Genomic DNA, 14,864 nt, shown 5'->3' with positions numbered 1-14,864 from the left:
AGGTGTAAAGGCCGATGCCAGTAAGCTGCATAACCGTCCCTCCAGAAAGTTGACCCGCCGGGAAACCCGGTACTCGTAAGACGCCCGATTCTACCTAAACTTGGTCCTGGCCTTGATGACGTGCCGTTGCCAGCGATGATGCGTTGGCCTCGGAGCCTAGCGCGGGCGAGCTCTGGTGCGCGAACGGAGTCGCAACGACACCCGTTCCCCGCTTTAACCGCTGTCGTTCTCTCATTATTCCCACCTGGCGACACCATGATGACGCGAGCCCATGCCCGCGTGGTGCCGCCTAAAGCGGCTAGACCGACGCGCTATTTCCCAATACAAAACCGGCTAAAAATCACGCCCAGCAAATCATCGGAGGTGAACTCACCGGTGATGGAGTTCAACGCCTCCTGAGCCAGCCGCAATTCTTCGGCGAACAGATCGAGCGATTGCGCGCGCTCCTGCGCATGCGCCGTGGCGAGTCCCACGTGATCTTGCGCCGCCCGCAGCGCGATCAAATGCCGCTCGCGCGCCAGATACACGCTTTCCGTCCCCGCCTGCCATCCCGCGATACGCAACAGTTCGGCACGCAGCAAATCGATGCCCTCGGCCTTCTTCGCGGACAAGCGAAGCTCGCAAACCTCAGCCTCGCCACTCGCCGCGACCTGCCGGTTGACCAAAGAACCGATCTCGGTGAGATCCGTCTTGTTCAACACCCGCACCACAGGCACGCCGGCCGGAAACCGCTCGGCAATGATCACATCCTCGGCAGTCATCCCCAAGCGCGCATCGAGCAGATGCAAGACAACATCCGCCCGTTCAATCTCGCTCCACGTGCGGGCGATACCGATCCGCTCGACTTCATCCTCCGTTTCACGCAAGCCAGCCGTATCGATCACATGCAGCGGAATGCCCTCGATCTGAATCGTCTGCGTGACTTTGTCGCGCGTGGTTCCGGCAATCGGCGTCACGATCGCCAGCTCGGCCCCGGCCAAGGCATTGAGCAGCGATGATTTGCCAACGTTCGGCTGTCCCGCGAGCACGACCGACAACCCCTCGCGCAACAGCGCGCCCTGCCGTGCCTCGCCCAGAATGTGATCGAGCCGCGTGCAAATGTGCGCAAGCTTGCCGCGAGCATCGGCCGCTTCAAGGAAGTCGATCTCTTCCTCCGGAAAGTCGAGCGTTGCCTCAACGAGCATGCGCAGGGCGATGACTTCATCGACAAGCGCATGAATATCGCGCGAAAAAGCGCCGTCGAGCGAGCGCCCGGCCGATCGTGCCGCCGCTTCCGTGCTGGCTTCAATCAAATCGGCGACGGCCTCGGCCTGCGCGAGGTCGAGTTTGTCGTTCAGAAACGCACGCCGCGTGAACTCCCCGGGCTCGGCCAGCCGAAGACGGAACGGTGCGCCCGCGTCGAGGCACCGCTGCAACACCAGTTGCAGGACCACCGGACCACCGTGGCCTTGCAGTTCGAGCACGTGTTCGCCCGTATAGGAATGCGGCGCCGGAAAGTAGAGGGCGATACCGCGATCGAGCACGTTGCCGCCGGCATCGACGAACGGCACATAGCTCGCATGGCGCGGCGCCAGCGTCTGGCCGCAAAGCGCCCCCATCAACGCCAGTGCGGCTGCTTCCCCCGCACGTCCGAACGAAACGCGTACGACGCCGATGCCTCCCCGACCGGGGGCGGTGGCGATGGCAACGATCGGATCGGAATCGAGTGGCAGCATGGTCGAACGGGAAAAAGAAAATGAAGGGCGCATGGCCGCAGGGTGCGCCCGGCGCCGTTCGAATCGGTGGCGGCGAGCGCTATCGGCCTGACCCCTGACGGCATCGCGGCACGCCAGCACCCACGGCGCAAGGGTGCGACCACGCAGGCGCCGTGTCGCCGAAGCCAAAAAAATGCGCGGCCCAGCGCATCGGCCGATGCCCGGCATTGTAACGTGCCGCTCTACGCCTTCCTGGGTTCTCGAACGGAACGTTGCCGCTCCGATACCATAGTTAAGATTTATCCCGATTGGGATAGCGTAAAATTAGGACGAAGAGAAGTGTGTGCGGCGAGCTATATGCCAAAAAGCTTGTCGAGATGCGGATTCCGGGCAATTCGCACATTCTCGGATTCGGCTCGTCGTCTGCTCCCAGTGAGCGGTTTTAGTGCCTGATCAGGCTAAAGCTGGCCCGGCCGGTTGTCTCCCCGATAGGGGCTGGATTGCACAATTTGCCGATGCCAACCGTCGACGAAAAAGCCGCGTTCTCGGAACGCCTCAAGTTCGCTTTGCAGCGTAGTCCCGAAAAGGTCACGGGCGGGACACAGCTCGCTTTGCACTTTAACTTGCGCCACCACGGCGATCAGTCCATATCCCCGCAGACGGCCCACAAGTGGCTGACCGGGCGCACGATTCCGACGCGCGACAAACTGGCGACGCTCGCCAACTGGCTGCGCGTCGATATGCACTGGCTTCACTATGGCCCCGCACCGAACGCGGCGGCACGCACAACCCCGAAGCCGCTTCCTCGCGACGACAAATACCCGCTCACGCCGGAAACGATCGAGCTGGCATCGAAGATCGAATCGCTTTCGGCCCACCATCGCTATCTGGTGCAGGAGTTGGTGGAGCAGTTTTATGGTGACGGCGGAGAGCGCTGACAGCGGGGGCTTGCGCCTTGGGCTGCCCTCGAATGCTTAATGTAGCTATCGAGATAAGGCGGGAATCGTATTCCCGATTGCGGCGCGGCGGGCCTGCTCAATACAAGGGTGAGCGTTGAGAGACGGCGAAGCCGCCTCGACAGCAGAAAATTCTTCGGCAAACCCATGCCTCGAAAGTCCTTGACTCACGGGGCACGTTAAGTGAAACGCTGGGTGCGGACGGTTTTTTTTATTTCTGCCGAGGCTCGCGCGCCGGCTGCTTGAGAGCGAGTTCCGTGGCAATCGCTGTTTGCCGGCGCGCGGCATGAGCTGCGCGCCGGCACCTGGCCGTCAGGCCACCTTCTTTTTCGCTGCGCCTATGACACGCGTGATGTAGTACTGCTGCGCGATCGACAGCACGTTGTTCACGACGTAGTACAGCACGAGGCCGGCCGGGAAGAAGAAGAACATGACCGAAAACGCGATCGGCATGAACATCATCATCTTGGCTTGCACCGGATCCGGCGGCGTCGGGTTCAAGCGTGTTTGCAGGAACATCGACACGGCCATCAGCACCGGCAGGATGTAGAACGGATCCGCCTGCGACAAATCGTGAATCCAGAGAATCCACGGTGCACCACGCATTTCGACGGACGAGAGCAGCACCCAGTACAGCGAAATGAACACCGGAATCTGGATGACGATCGGCAAGCAGCCGCCGAACGGGTTCACCTTCTCGGTCTTGTACAGCTCCATCAGCGCCGCGTTCATCTTTTGCGGATCGCTCTTGAACCGCTCGCGCAGCGCCTGCATGCGCGGCGTGATTTCCTTCATGCGCGCCATCGACTTGTAGCTGGCCGCCGACAACGGGAAGAACACAGCCTTGATCAGCACCGTGAGCAACACGATCGCCCAACCCCAGTTGCCCACCACGCCGTGGATCTTCTCCAGCAGCCAGAACAGCGGCTTGGCGATAATCGTCACATAGCCGTAGTCCTTCACGAGTTCCAGCCCCGGCGCGATGCCTTCGAGCACACGCTCTTCCTCGGGGCCGGCGAACAGGCGGGCCGACACGTCGGTCGACTGGCCCGGCGCGATCGCCGCCAGCGGCTGCTGCACGCCGATGCGATACAGCGTCGGGTCGATCTTCTCGACATAGATGTTGCGCGGCGCACCTTGCTGCGGAATCCAGGCCGTCGCGAAGTAGTGCTGCACCATGCCGATCCAGCCGTTATCGGCCGTGGTGGCGGCGTCGACCTTGTTCTTGTCGATGTCGCTGAACGTGATCTTCTGGAAGTGGTGCTCGTTCGTGTAAAGCGCCGGGCCGAGGAACGTATGCGAGAAGCGCGGCGTCTCGACCGGCTGGCTGTCGCGCACGATTTCCATGTACAGGCTCGGCTTGACCGGCACCGTCCCCACGTTTTGGATCTTCGTGTCGACGCCGATCACGTAACTGTCGCGCGAGAACGTGTACGTCTTGACGACCTTCAGGCCGCCTTTGACCGGCGATTCGAGCGATACCGTCAGCGTCTTTTGATCAGGGCCGAGTGCGAGCGGGCCCGGGACCGGCGTGAAGATGTCGTTGTGGTTCGGATAGTCGCCGCCGATCAGGCCCGTGCGCGCCAGATACGTATGGTTGGCCGTATGGTCGAATAACGTAACGTTCAGCGGCGCGCCCTTCGGGTCGGCGTTCTTCGTCAGCACGAGCTTCTCGAGCGTACCGCCACGCGTATCGATCTCGCCGGAATAGACATCGGTGCTGAAGTGAATCAGCTGCGCGGCCGCTTGCGGCTGGCCGTTCGCCGTATTGGCGACGGGCGCGACCGAGTTCGGGCTCGACGTCGCCGCCGCTTCAGAGCCGGGCGTAGCCGATGCGGGGCCGGTGCTCGTCTGCGTGTGCGTCGGGTTCGGGAAGAACATCGACGGGCGTCCGTGATCGCGTTGCCAGTTGTCGAACAGCATGACGGCTGACACTAAGAATATCGCCCATAGTATGGTGCGTTTTATATCCATGGGTGGTCTCCTAGTCGATGGAGCGGCATTACTGCGCTTTTTCGGGGGTGGGGGCGGAACGAGATCGATCCCGCCCTCGGAAAACGGATGGCAGCGGCATAAGCGCTTCACCGCGAGGTAACTCCCGCGCGCGGCGCCATGATACTGGATTGCTTCGCGTGCGTAATCAGAACAGGAGGGATAAAAACGGCACCGGCTGCCGAGCAGAGGGCTGACGGCAACCTTGTAGAAACGCAGCAACGCGATCAGTACCGTTTGCATAGCATTCGGGAGCCGGACTCCCACCGAGCGGCGCGGCGCGTGAAACGGATGCGAGACGGCATCGGGGCACGCGTGCGCACGTCAACAACGCGATTCAATCTTGCGCCGGCGGTTCGGACGGCGACGGCGATGACGACGGCACCGGCGGCGGCGATGCCTGGCGCCGCGCGATCTCGCGCGCGACCTTGCCCAGCAGCATCTCGATTTCCGTTCGGCACAGCGCTTTCAAAGGCGGTGAAACCGCGCTCGGCAGTGCTTTTTTGTCCACCCGCGTGGACAGACGCAACAGCACGTCCCAGCCGTCGAACTCGGCGCGGCGCAGACGAAAGCTTTCACGCGCGATCCGTTTCACGAGATTACGCGTTGCGGCGCGCGGCGCAAACTTTTTGCCGACGACGAGCCCCAGACGAGCCGCCTGGCCAGTGGGCCGGGCGTAGACGACGAAATGCGTCGAACGGCGCCACGGGCGCAAACGAAAAACGGATGAGAATTCATCCGTTTTCAGAAGCCTCGCGGCTTTGGGGAAGGCTGCTGACGCTCGCAACGGAACCGGGCCCGATCAAGAAGTGCTGCCGGTGCCGGCAGCACCCGCGAAAGGACGCGGGCGACGGCTACGGCGCGCGTTGCCTTCGACTTAGATGGCCAGACGCTTGCGGCCCTTGGCGCGGCGAGCGTTGATCACTTTGCGGCCGCCGGCGGTCTTCATGCGCACGCGAAAGCCATGGGTGCGCTTGCGGCGCGTAACGGACGGTTGGTAAGTACGTTTCATGTCGATCTCACTTGAGAATGGACCGCGTACGCATCGGCACTAGGCGCGCTTTAGACAACATTAAACGCTAGGCAATGGGCCGGGGTCGAAAAAAGGGTGTTCGCTTTCGCGGGAACCCGCTATTTAAACCGCTTTTCTCTTGGTCGTCAATACCTTACGTGTATCGGCCGCTGGCGCCGGCCGCGCGCGCCGATGCCGGAGCGCGCACGCGATGCACGATCCGGCCCTGTGGATAACTTCCTGGGTCCGGGCGTTTGGCGGTAGAATCTCGCCTTACTTCAAGAATCCGGCACGCCGCTCCGCACTGGCCGATTCGCCGCAAAACCTTGTGGCGACGGGCCGCGGGGCTCGCTCGCTTTGCCGCATCGGGTCCGTCCGCCGTGCTATGACCGGCGAGAGCGGCGGCGAGCGTTTGTGCCTTAAAAAGATATCGCCTTGATGAACGAATTCTGGCAACACTGTTCCGCACTGCTGGAGCGCGAGTTGACGCCACAGCAGTACGTAACGTGGATCAAACCGTTGGCCCCGGTCGCCTTCGACGCAGCCGCGAACACGCTGTCCATCGCCGCGCCGAACCGCTTCAAGCTCGACTGGGTCAAGAGCCAGTTTTCGGGTCGTATCTCCGATCTCGCCCGCGATTTTTGGCAGGCACCCGTTGAAGTGCAATTCGTCCTCGATCCGAAGGCGGGCATGCGCCCGAGCGTCGGCGCACCTTCCGTGCCGCTGCCGCGCGTGCCGGCGTCGGCGGCCGCCGCGATGAGCGCGGCCGGGATGCCGCTCGAAGGCGGCGCCGGCAGTGGCGCACCGAGCGCCGGGGCGGTCGCGCCCGCGCCCGCACAGAGAGCGGCGCAGGCCAACGGGTTCGGCGGCGCGCAGGGCGCGAACGGCACGCTGGATGACGCGGCCGATCTCGATTTGCCGAGCGTCGATGCGCACGAAGCTGCGGCAGCGCGCCGCACGTGGCGTCCGGGCGCCGGCAGCGCGCCGGGCAGTGCCGAGACGGAATCGATGTATGAGCGCTCGAAGCTCAATCCCGTCCTGACATTCGACAATTTCGTCACCGGTAAAGCCAACCAGCTGGCCCGCGCCGCGGCGATCCAGGTGGCCGACAACCCGGGCATCTCGTACAACCCGCTGTTTCTGTACGGCGGCGTCGGCCTCGGCAAGACGCACTTGATTCACGCGATCGGCAATCAATTGCTGCAAGACAAGGCCGGCGCACGCATTCGCTACATCCACGCCGAGCAATACGTGTCCGACGTGGTGAAGGCGTACCAGCGCAAGGCGTTCGACGATTTCAAGCGCTACTACCACTCGCTCGATCTGCTGCTCATCGACGATATTCAGTTCTTCTCGGGCAAATCGCGCACGCAGGAAGAGTTCTTCTACGCGTTCGAAGCGCTCGTCGCGAACAAGGCGCAGGTCATCATCACGAGCGATACGTATCCGAAAGAGATTTCGGGCATCGACGATCGTCTGATCTCGCGCTTCGATTCGGGTTTGACGGTGGCGATCGAGCCGCCCGAGCTCGAAATGCGTGTGGCGATCTTGATGCGCAAGGCGCAATCCGAAGGCGTGAGCCTGTCGGAGGACGTCGCGTTTTTCGTCGCCAAGCATCTGCGCTCGAACGTGCGCGAGCTCGAAGGCGCGCTGCGCAAGATTCTCGCGTACTCGAAGTTCCACGGGCGTGAGATCTCGATCGAACTGACGAAGGAAGCGCTCAAGGATCTGCTGACGGTGCAAAACCGCCAGATCTCCGTCGAAAACATCCAAAAAACAGTCGCCGATTTTTACAACATCAAAGTCGCCGACATGTACTCGAAAAAGCGCCCGGCCAACATCGCGCGGCCGCGCCAGATCGCCATGTATCTCGCGAAGGAACTGACGCAAAAGAGCCTGCCCGAGATTGGCGAGTTGTTCGGCGGACGCGATCACACCACGGTCCTGCATGCTGTGCGCAAGATTGCCGACGAGCGCGGCAAGGATGCGCAGCTGAACCATGAGTTGCACGTACTCGAGCAGACGCTGAAAGGGTAAAGCGGCGTGGGCCGCGGTTTGCCGAGGCGCGCCTGCACGCCCCCCGCTTTTGGCGGGAGCGGAGCATTTTTCAGGCACAATATAGGTTTAGCCCCCTGTGCTTCGCGGCGCGAGCGAAGCGGGGATGAAAGCGCGGGAACAAAGCGCGGGCAGAGTGGCGAAGGCGCGCAGGAAATGCGGGGTATCGGCGCTTTCGTAGAATAAACTGCCGGATGAGGCGGAGTTTGCCGTCATATCAACGAAGGAACCCTATGCAACTGGTCAAGACCGAACGAGATAACCTCCTAAGGCCGCTGCAAACCGTGAGCGGCATCGTTGAACGCCGCCATACGTTGCCGATCCTCGCCAACTTGCTGATCACCAAGAACGGCCCGGATGTGTCGTTTCTGTCGACTGACCTCGAGTTGCAAATTACCACCCGTGCCGATTTCGGCGTCGGCGGCGAATCGGTGGCCACGACGGTCGCGGCGCGCAAGCTGCTCGATATCTTGCGCGCGATGCCCGATGGCCAGGTGAGCCTTTCGTTGGCTGACAAGCGCTTGACCGTCCAATCGGGCAAGAGCCGCTTCGCGCTGCAGACGCTCGCGGCCGACGAATTCCCCACCGTCGCGCAGGCGAAGGATTACGGCGCGAGCTTGACCGTGCCGCAAAAGACGTTCCGCCAGTTGCTCGGGATGGTCTATTTCGCCATGGCGCAGCAGGATATCCGCTACTACCTGAACGGGATGCTGCTTGTGGTGGACGGCGGCCAGCTGATGGCCGTGGCGACGGACGGCCACCGTCTCGCGTTCTCGTCGATGAAGATCGACGGCGATTTCCCGCGCCAGGAAGTGATCATTCCGCGCAAGACGATTCTTGAGCTGCAACGTCTGCTCGAAGACATCGACGATACGCTCAAGATTGACATCGCCTCGACGCAGGTGAAGTTCACGTTCGGCCAGGTCGAACTCGTCTCGAAGCTCGTCGAGGGCAAATTCCCGGATTTCCAACGCGTGATCCCGAAGGCGCACAAGAACACGTTCGTGATCGGCCGCGACGAATTGCAGCGTTCGCTGCAACGCGCGGCCATTCTGACATCGGACAAGTTCAAGGGCGTGCGCTGCGTGATCGAGCCGGGCCAGCTCAAGATCATGTCGACGAACGCCGATCAGGAAGAGGCGCAGGAAGAACTCGAAATCGCCTATCAGGGCGACACGATCGACATGGGCTTCAACGTCACGTATCTGCTCGACGTGCTCGCGAATCTGAAGGTGGACATGCTGCAGGTGAGCGTTGGCGACGCCAGCTCGAGCGCGTTGATCACGATTCCCGAGAACGAGGAATTCAAGTACGTCGTCATGCCGATGCGTATCTAAGGCTGAACGATACCAAGGACGAACCAAGGGGCGCAGCGCCCCTTTGGCGTTTCTTGAAGGGCGTGCGAAATGCACTGCCCGCTGCCGGCCCCGCTTGCCGGGTGCGGAAAAACCAGCGCCGCTGCCTGGTTTTTCTTGGGCGTTGGACGTATCGCGCGGCACAACCGCAGTGAATGCAGAACCGGAACATATCCATGAGTGAACAGCACAATACGCAACCCGACAACAGCTACGGCGCCTCGTCGATCCAGATCCTCGAGGGTCTGGAGGCGGTACGCAAGCGCCCCGGGATGTACATCGGCGACACGTCGGACGGCACCGGCCTGCATCATCTCGTTTTCGAAGTCCTCGACAACTCGATCGACGAGGCCCTGGCGGGCTACTGCAACGACATCCAAGTGATTATCCACGCGGATAACTCGATTTCGGTCACCGATAACGGCCGCGGCATTCCCACTGGCATCAAGCGTGACGACAAGCATGATCCGAAGCGCAGTGCCGCCGAGATCGTGATGACGGAGCTGCACGCGGGCGGCAAGTTCGACCAGAACAGCTACAAGGTGTCCGGCGGCTTGCACGGCGTGGGCGTCTCGTGCGTGAACGCGCTTTCGAGCTGGCTGCGCTTGACGGTTCGCCGCGACGGCAAGAAACACTTCATGGAATTTCATCGTGGCGTGCCGCAGAACCGCGTCATCGAGGAAATGGATGGCGATCGCGTTTCGCCGATGCAGTTCATGGGCGAGACCGAGAATCGCGGCACCGAAGTGCACTTCATGGCCGATGAGACGATCTTCGGTTCGGTCGAATATCACTACGACATTCTCGCGAAGCGTATCCGCGAGCTTTCGTTCCTGAACAACGGCGTCCGGATTCGCTTGACTGACCAGCGTAGCGGCAAGGAAGACGATTTCGCGCTAGGGGGCGGTGTGAAGGGCTTCGTCGAATTCATCAACAAGACGAAGCAGGTGCTGCACCCCACGATCTTTCATATCAACGGCGAGAAAGACGGCGTGGGCGTGGAAGTGGCGATGCAGTGGAACGACAGCTACAACGAAAGCGTGCTGTGCTTCACGAACAACATTCCGCAGCGCGACGGCGGTACGCACTTGACGGGTTTGCGTGCGGCGATGACGCGCGTGATCAACAAGTACATCGGCGATCACGAGATCGCGAAGAAGGCGAAGGTCGAAACGTCGGGCGACGACATGCGCGAAGGCTTGTCTTGCGTGCTGTCGGTGAAGGTGCCTGAGCCGAAGTTCAGCTCGCAGACGAAGGACAAGCTTGTCTCGTCGGAAGTGCGTGCGCCGGTGGAAGAAGTTGTGGCGAAGGCGCTCGAGGAATTCCTGCTCGAAACGCCGAACGACGCGAAGATCATTTGCGGGAAGATCGTCGATGCGGCGCGTGCGCGCGACGCGGCGCGCAAGGCGCGCGAGATGACGCGGCGCAAGGGCGTGCTCGATGGCGTCGGCTTGCCGGGCAAGCTGGCGGATTGCCAGGAGAAGGATCCGGCGAAGTCCGAGATTTACATCGTCGAGGGCGACTCGGCAGGTGGATCGGCGAAGCAAGGGCGTGACCGTAAGTTCCAGGCGATCTTGCCGCTGCGCGGGAAAGTGCTGAACGTCGAGAAGGCGCGCTACGACAAGCTGTTGTCTTCCGAGCAGATCGTCACGTTGATCACGGCGTTGGGTTGCGGGATCGGCAAAGAGGATTACAACCTCGATAAGCTCCGTTATCACCGCATCATCATCATGACCGACGCGGACGTGGACGGCGCGCACATTCGTACGCTGCTTCTGACGTTCTTCTATCGGCAAATGCCGGAGATGATCGAGCGCGGGTATATCTATATCGCGCAGCCGCCGCTTTATAAGGTCAAGGCCGGGAAGGACGAGCGGTATCTGAAGGATGGCGCCGAGTTGAATGCGCATATGCTGCGGCTGGCGTTGCAGGGATCGGAGCTTGTGCCGTCGGAAGGGGTTGCGCCGATTGCAGGGGAAGCGTTGGGCGAGTTGGCTCGGTCGTATTTGCTGGCGCAGGGCGTGGTTGAGCGGTTGAGCCGGCTGTATGACGCGCACGCGCTCGAAGCGGTGATGGACGGCGTGGCAATCGATTTGTCGAGCGAGGCGGCTGCGGAAGTATCGGCGAAGGCGTTGGAAGCGGCTTTGCAGAACAACCCGTTGAAGCCGGACGTCACGGTGCATACGATGTATGACGCGGTGCGTGAGTTGCGCTCCATCTGCATCGAGCGTTGGCATCATGGGAACGTGAAAAAGTCGGTGATTGACGCTGATTTCTTGCTGACCGCCGATTATCAGCAGCTTGTGAAGACGGCGAATACGTTCAAGGGTTTGATCGGCGCAGGCGCGTTGATCAAGCGCGGCGAGCGCAGCATGGCTGTGTCGGACTTCAAGAATGCGATGCGGTGGTTGATCGCGGATGCTGAGCGGAACGTGTCGAAGCAGCGGTATAAGGGCTTGGGGGAAATGAACCCCGAGCAGCTGTGGGAAACGACGATGGATCCAAACGTGCGGCGGCTGCTGCGTGTGCAGATTGAGGATGCGATTGCGGCCGATGGGATCTTTACGACGCTCATGGGGGATGAGGTTGAGCCTCGGAGAGCGTTTATTGAAAGCAATGCAAGGCAGGCGGGGAATATTGATGTTTGAGGGGCTTTGTAGATAGCCTCATAACCTGAGAAAAACGGACCCATAAGTTGAGAAATTTATGGGTCTTTTCTATTGGTAAACAGCTTTTTCATGGGCGACCTCAATGCGCATCCGCCGCGGGCGTGGATGTCGAGCATCGCTTCCACTTGAGGCGCGCCGGCGGTAACGCTCTCGCTCAGGCGCAGATAGTGGAAGTTCACGATCTCATGGCGCAGGCGTTGGCGCATGTGATGGCGCAAGTCGAAGCGTCGAAGAGCGACATGGCCGCTTATGCGGCGCGATACCTGACGTCCAGGCATCGTGACAATCCTTCGAAGGGTTGCCCGATTGCGGCACTCGGGTGCGAAACCGCACGCCAATCAACCGAAGCGCGCGTAGCGCTGGCCAAAGGCATCCAGGCGCGCATCGAACAGTTTGCCGAGAGCATGAGCACGGCCGGAATGGACGACGAGCGAGCCCGCCGTGCCGCTATCGGCGGCATGGCGGCGATGGTGGGTGCGATGATCCTTGCGCGGCTAACTGACGATAAGGCGTTTTCCGCGGATCTTCTCGATGAGACTCGAGCCTGGATTACTGACAATGCGGGGGGGCAACGGTCGTAGGGAGGGAGCGAAGATCTTGCCCAATTACGAATTCAGCCCCGTATTTTCGCCTCAAGGCCCGCACGCGCAATTCCAGCGTGTTGCAATGGCGCTTCTTCTCCCGCCCACGGAGCCGATTGTGCTGAACACGCGCGCTTTGCCACCGCAGCAACCGGTCAATACCCCAACCGGCCCGGACAATCCCGCCGCCGATCATACAGCGACGCCAGTCCCGCCCCGCGCCGGCCAGTCTCGCTCGGTGGATAGCAATCTCGAGCGTCTGCCTGTCCGGCGATCTTCCGGCAGCGGGCAGGGCCGCTCGGCGACGTTACCGAACGCGCCTGCCAACGTGCCGCATCCGGTGCTCGCGGCGGCGCGGCAACCGGGCATCGCAACGCGCCTGGCCGACATGCGGCAGTACCTGGCGGATCTCAAGCACGCCTATGCGCACGGCGATGAAATGGAGCATCCGCGCGATACGCAGTTCCTAGATTTGCTCGTGGCGATGGAGAACGCCCGCCACCCCAACCTCGCTCTCGGCAGCCACACCATCGACGACGCAGCGCTGGAAGCGAACAATCCGGAAGCGGTGGCCAGCCTGGCAAGCCGTCTCGAGGCAAGCATGCGCGACGGCGCCAGTTGGCATGCGATCGTCTGCGTCGGCGGACGCGAGGTCGCGCTATCGGCTCGGCACGATCCGAAGCAGCCCCGGCATATTTCGCTGGTGGTAGTCGACAGCGAGCCCAGGCGTCCGTCATCGCCCGATTGGCACCACATCGCTGCCCTCGTCACCGTCCGCCTGAACCAAGCGCTCGCTCGAACCGGCGACGACAGTACAGTCAGAATCAGGGTGAATTCCTTGCACACCGCCGCGCAGACGATCACCGACGGTAGCGTGATCTTTGCGCTGTCCGCCGTCAAAGCGATGCCCCGCGATGCGGATATCCGCCGGCTGCACAAAAGCGCACTGAAAAGCGCCGCGGAGAATGAGGCGCCTTTCGGGACGCAAACGATCGACGACAACCGCCTGCTCGGCGCGCGGTTCTTCAAGCACATGACGCACCCGCCCCGCATGGAGAAGCTATTGAAGGCCCGCCCCGATCTAGCCACACAGCCGGTCGGGAAGCGCAGCGAGCAGACGTTGGCCGAATACCAGAAAGCACGGCTGCGCGTGCATATGCCGGCGTCCTTCGGCATACGGCATGCCTATAGCAGCTCTTATGAGGACGAGCGGCTGAAGCTATACGAGCGCGCCATTGCGCATCTGGACGCATCGGTCCGGTTGGACGGCATGGCCGACTATCTGCACGCGTTGCGCCATGCGCGCACAAGTGGGACTGCGCCGCCGCCCCCGCGCGATGCCGAGTTCATGGACCTGCTGACCGCCGCGGCGAATATGCAGGATCCGCAGTTGCGGCTGTCCGCCCATCGAATCGATACCGCCAAGCTGGCGGACCACGACATAGATGCGATCGGTAGCCTAAAGCCCGTTTTGACCGAAGGCGTCAAGAGCGGTGCCGACTGGCATGCGACGCTCGATCTCGACGGACATCATGTTGCGGTAGCGGCAAGGCACGATGCCGGGCACCCGACTCACTTATCGTTGGCGGTAGCCGACGGCGCCGGCTCGACGCTCTCGCGGCAGGACTGGGCCAACCTTGCTCGCACGATCGGCAAGCAGCTCGACGCGAATCTACGCGCGGCCGGCGACGAGCGTACGGGCAAGGTGTGGCTCACTCGCCTGGACATTTCCGAACAGCAGACCGTCCCGACTACAGCGCTGTTTGCGCTGCTGGTGGCCCAGGGTATGCCGCGCGTCGCGGACATCGCCGACGCACACCGTGAAGCACTGGCCCAGGCGAGCAGCAGGCCGGAGAACGTGGCCGCAGGCCACTTCGCCCGGCCGGACCTGCTTGCGATCGACGACGATGATGTCACGGCGGAAGCCGGCGTGCCCGCGCTCGATGCCTATCTCAAGGAGGAGCAGATCGCGCTGTACGAACGCGCGATTCCTCACATCGAGCGCGCGCTCGGCCTACCGCCGCAGACGCATTGAAAGGGGGCGTTGGCCTGAGCGGCCGTGGAAGAGGCGGGACTCGTTGTGGGATACGCCCGCCTGGCTTCCCGCTACTGTGCCGCCTTGGTCGACGAACTCGACGACCCAATGCGCGTGAGCAGCATGCGGCACTGCGCCTCGACGTTGTCGCGGATCATGCGCAGAACCTTCGCAATGCTCTCGCTGGCAATATCAGCAAGCATCTGCTCGTGAACAGAAGGTAATGCAGCCTGAACGGCCTTCGTGACCGACGAAACGACGTCGCGCACATAGCGCATGGACAGGCCCGTCTCTTTCGCGAATCTTTCCCAGTGGCGCGCCATGATCCATTCGGGACGGTTCTCGCCACCGATCTTGAATGCGAATCGGGCGCTGAGCTGTGGGTAGATGGAGGTCGACAACAGATCATAGAAAGGCGCGAGCCTCGTCCGATTGTCGTCGGTCGGATCGTAGAGCATGGATAGATTCTTAGCGTGGCTATCCATGTTGCCGACGATCAAATTGAATACCACCCA

11 protein-coding genes and 1 pseudogene are annotated in these 14,864 nt (G+C 61.9%); 6 read left to right on the top strand and 6 right to left on the bottom strand.

Annotated elements, in window-relative coordinates; all coding sequences use genetic code 11:
- Positions 1-311 precede the first annotated feature (311 nt).
- Positions 312-1,715, bottom strand: a complete 1,404-nt coding sequence (mnmE, locus tag ACTHL0_RS02230) for a tRNA uridine-5-carboxymethylaminomethyl(34) synthesis GTPase MnmE (RefSeq protein ID WP_440564952.1) — start codon at positions 1,713-1,715, stop codon at positions 312-314.
- Between the two features lie 494 nt (positions 1,716-2,209).
- Between mnmE and ACTHL0_RS02225 the strand changes: the two genes are divergently transcribed.
- Positions 2,210-2,632: a transcriptional regulator gene (locus tag ACTHL0_RS02225; protein ID WP_440564951.1), complete on the top strand. Its 423-nt coding sequence runs from the start codon at positions 2,210-2,212 to the stop codon at positions 2,630-2,632.
- 330 nt (positions 2,633-2,962) lie between these two features.
- Here the strand turns inward: ACTHL0_RS02225 and yidC are convergent, their stop codons facing one another.
- The 4 genes and pseudogenes from yidC to rpmH form a co-directional block, all read right to left on the bottom strand.
- Positions 2,963-4,624, bottom strand: a complete 1,662-nt coding sequence (gene yidC / locus ACTHL0_RS02220) for a membrane protein insertase YidC (protein WP_440564953.1) — start codon at positions 4,622-4,624, stop codon at positions 2,963-2,965.
- A 69-nt stretch (positions 4,625-4,693) separates the two neighbouring features.
- A pseudogene (yidD, locus tag ACTHL0_RS02215) lies at positions 4,694-4,885 on the bottom strand (membrane protein insertion efficiency factor YidD); the annotation flags it as partial.
- 94 nt (positions 4,886-4,979) lie between these two features.
- The gene (gene rnpA / locus ACTHL0_RS02210; RefSeq protein ID WP_440564950.1) at positions 4,980-5,429 is read right to left on the bottom strand and encodes a ribonuclease P protein component; all 450 of its coding nucleotides are present in this window, start codon (positions 5,427-5,429) and stop codon (positions 4,980-4,982) included.
- A gap of 90 nt (positions 5,430-5,519) precedes the next feature.
- Entirely contained in the window at positions 5,520-5,654 is a 135-nt protein-coding gene (rpmH, locus tag ACTHL0_RS02205; RefSeq protein WP_004198824.1) for a 50S ribosomal protein L34, read from the bottom strand.
- A 438-nt stretch (positions 5,655-6,092) separates the two neighbouring features.
- Here rpmH and dnaA point away from each other — a divergent pair, with 438 nt between their 5' ends.
- The 5 genes from dnaA to ACTHL0_RS02180 all read left to right on the top strand — a co-directional run bounded on the left by dnaA (position 6,093) and on the right by ACTHL0_RS02180 (position 14,349).
- A complete protein-coding gene (gene dnaA / locus ACTHL0_RS02200) occupies positions 6,093-7,691 on the top strand; it encodes a chromosomal replication initiator protein DnaA (protein ID WP_440564949.1) in 1,599 nt (532 codons plus the stop codon).
- Positions 7,692-7,942: 251 nt separating this feature from the next.
- Positions 7,943-9,046 carry a DNA polymerase III subunit beta gene (gene dnaN / locus ACTHL0_RS02195; protein WP_440564948.1) on the top strand — a complete coding sequence of 368 codons (1,104 nt, stop codon included), beginning with the start codon at positions 7,943-7,945 and terminating at the stop codon, positions 9,044-9,046.
- Positions 9,047-9,240: 194 nt separating this feature from the next.
- The gene (gene gyrB, locus ACTHL0_RS02190; RefSeq protein ID WP_440564947.1) at positions 9,241-11,712 is read left to right on the top strand and encodes a DNA topoisomerase (ATP-hydrolyzing) subunit B; all 2,472 of its coding nucleotides are present in this window, start codon (positions 9,241-9,243) and stop codon (positions 11,710-11,712) included.
- Between the two features lie 188 nt (positions 11,713-11,900).
- Positions 11,901-12,314 carry an LmrA/YxaF family transcription factor gene (locus ACTHL0_RS02185; protein ID WP_440564946.1) on the top strand — a complete coding sequence of 138 codons (414 nt, stop codon included), beginning with the start codon at positions 11,901-11,903 and terminating at the stop codon, positions 12,312-12,314.
- Between the two features lie 85 nt (positions 12,315-12,399).
- Entirely contained in the window at positions 12,400-14,349 is a 1,950-nt protein-coding gene (locus tag ACTHL0_RS02180) for a YopJ family acetyltransferase (protein ID WP_440564945.1), read from the top strand.
- A 71-nt stretch (positions 14,350-14,420) separates the two neighbouring features.
- Here ACTHL0_RS02180 and ACTHL0_RS02175 read toward each other — a convergent pair.
- Positions 14,421-14,864 (bottom strand): HipA domain-containing protein (locus tag ACTHL0_RS02175; RefSeq protein WP_440564944.1); only part of this gene is annotated, 444 nt, incomplete at its 5' end.

The organism is Trinickia sp. (assembly GCF_051961175.1).
Lineage (GTDB): Bacteria > Pseudomonadota > Gammaproteobacteria > Burkholderiales > Burkholderiaceae > Trinickia.
Note: the sequence above shows the minus strand (reverse complement) of the source record. Positions and strands in the feature narration are given on the sequence as shown.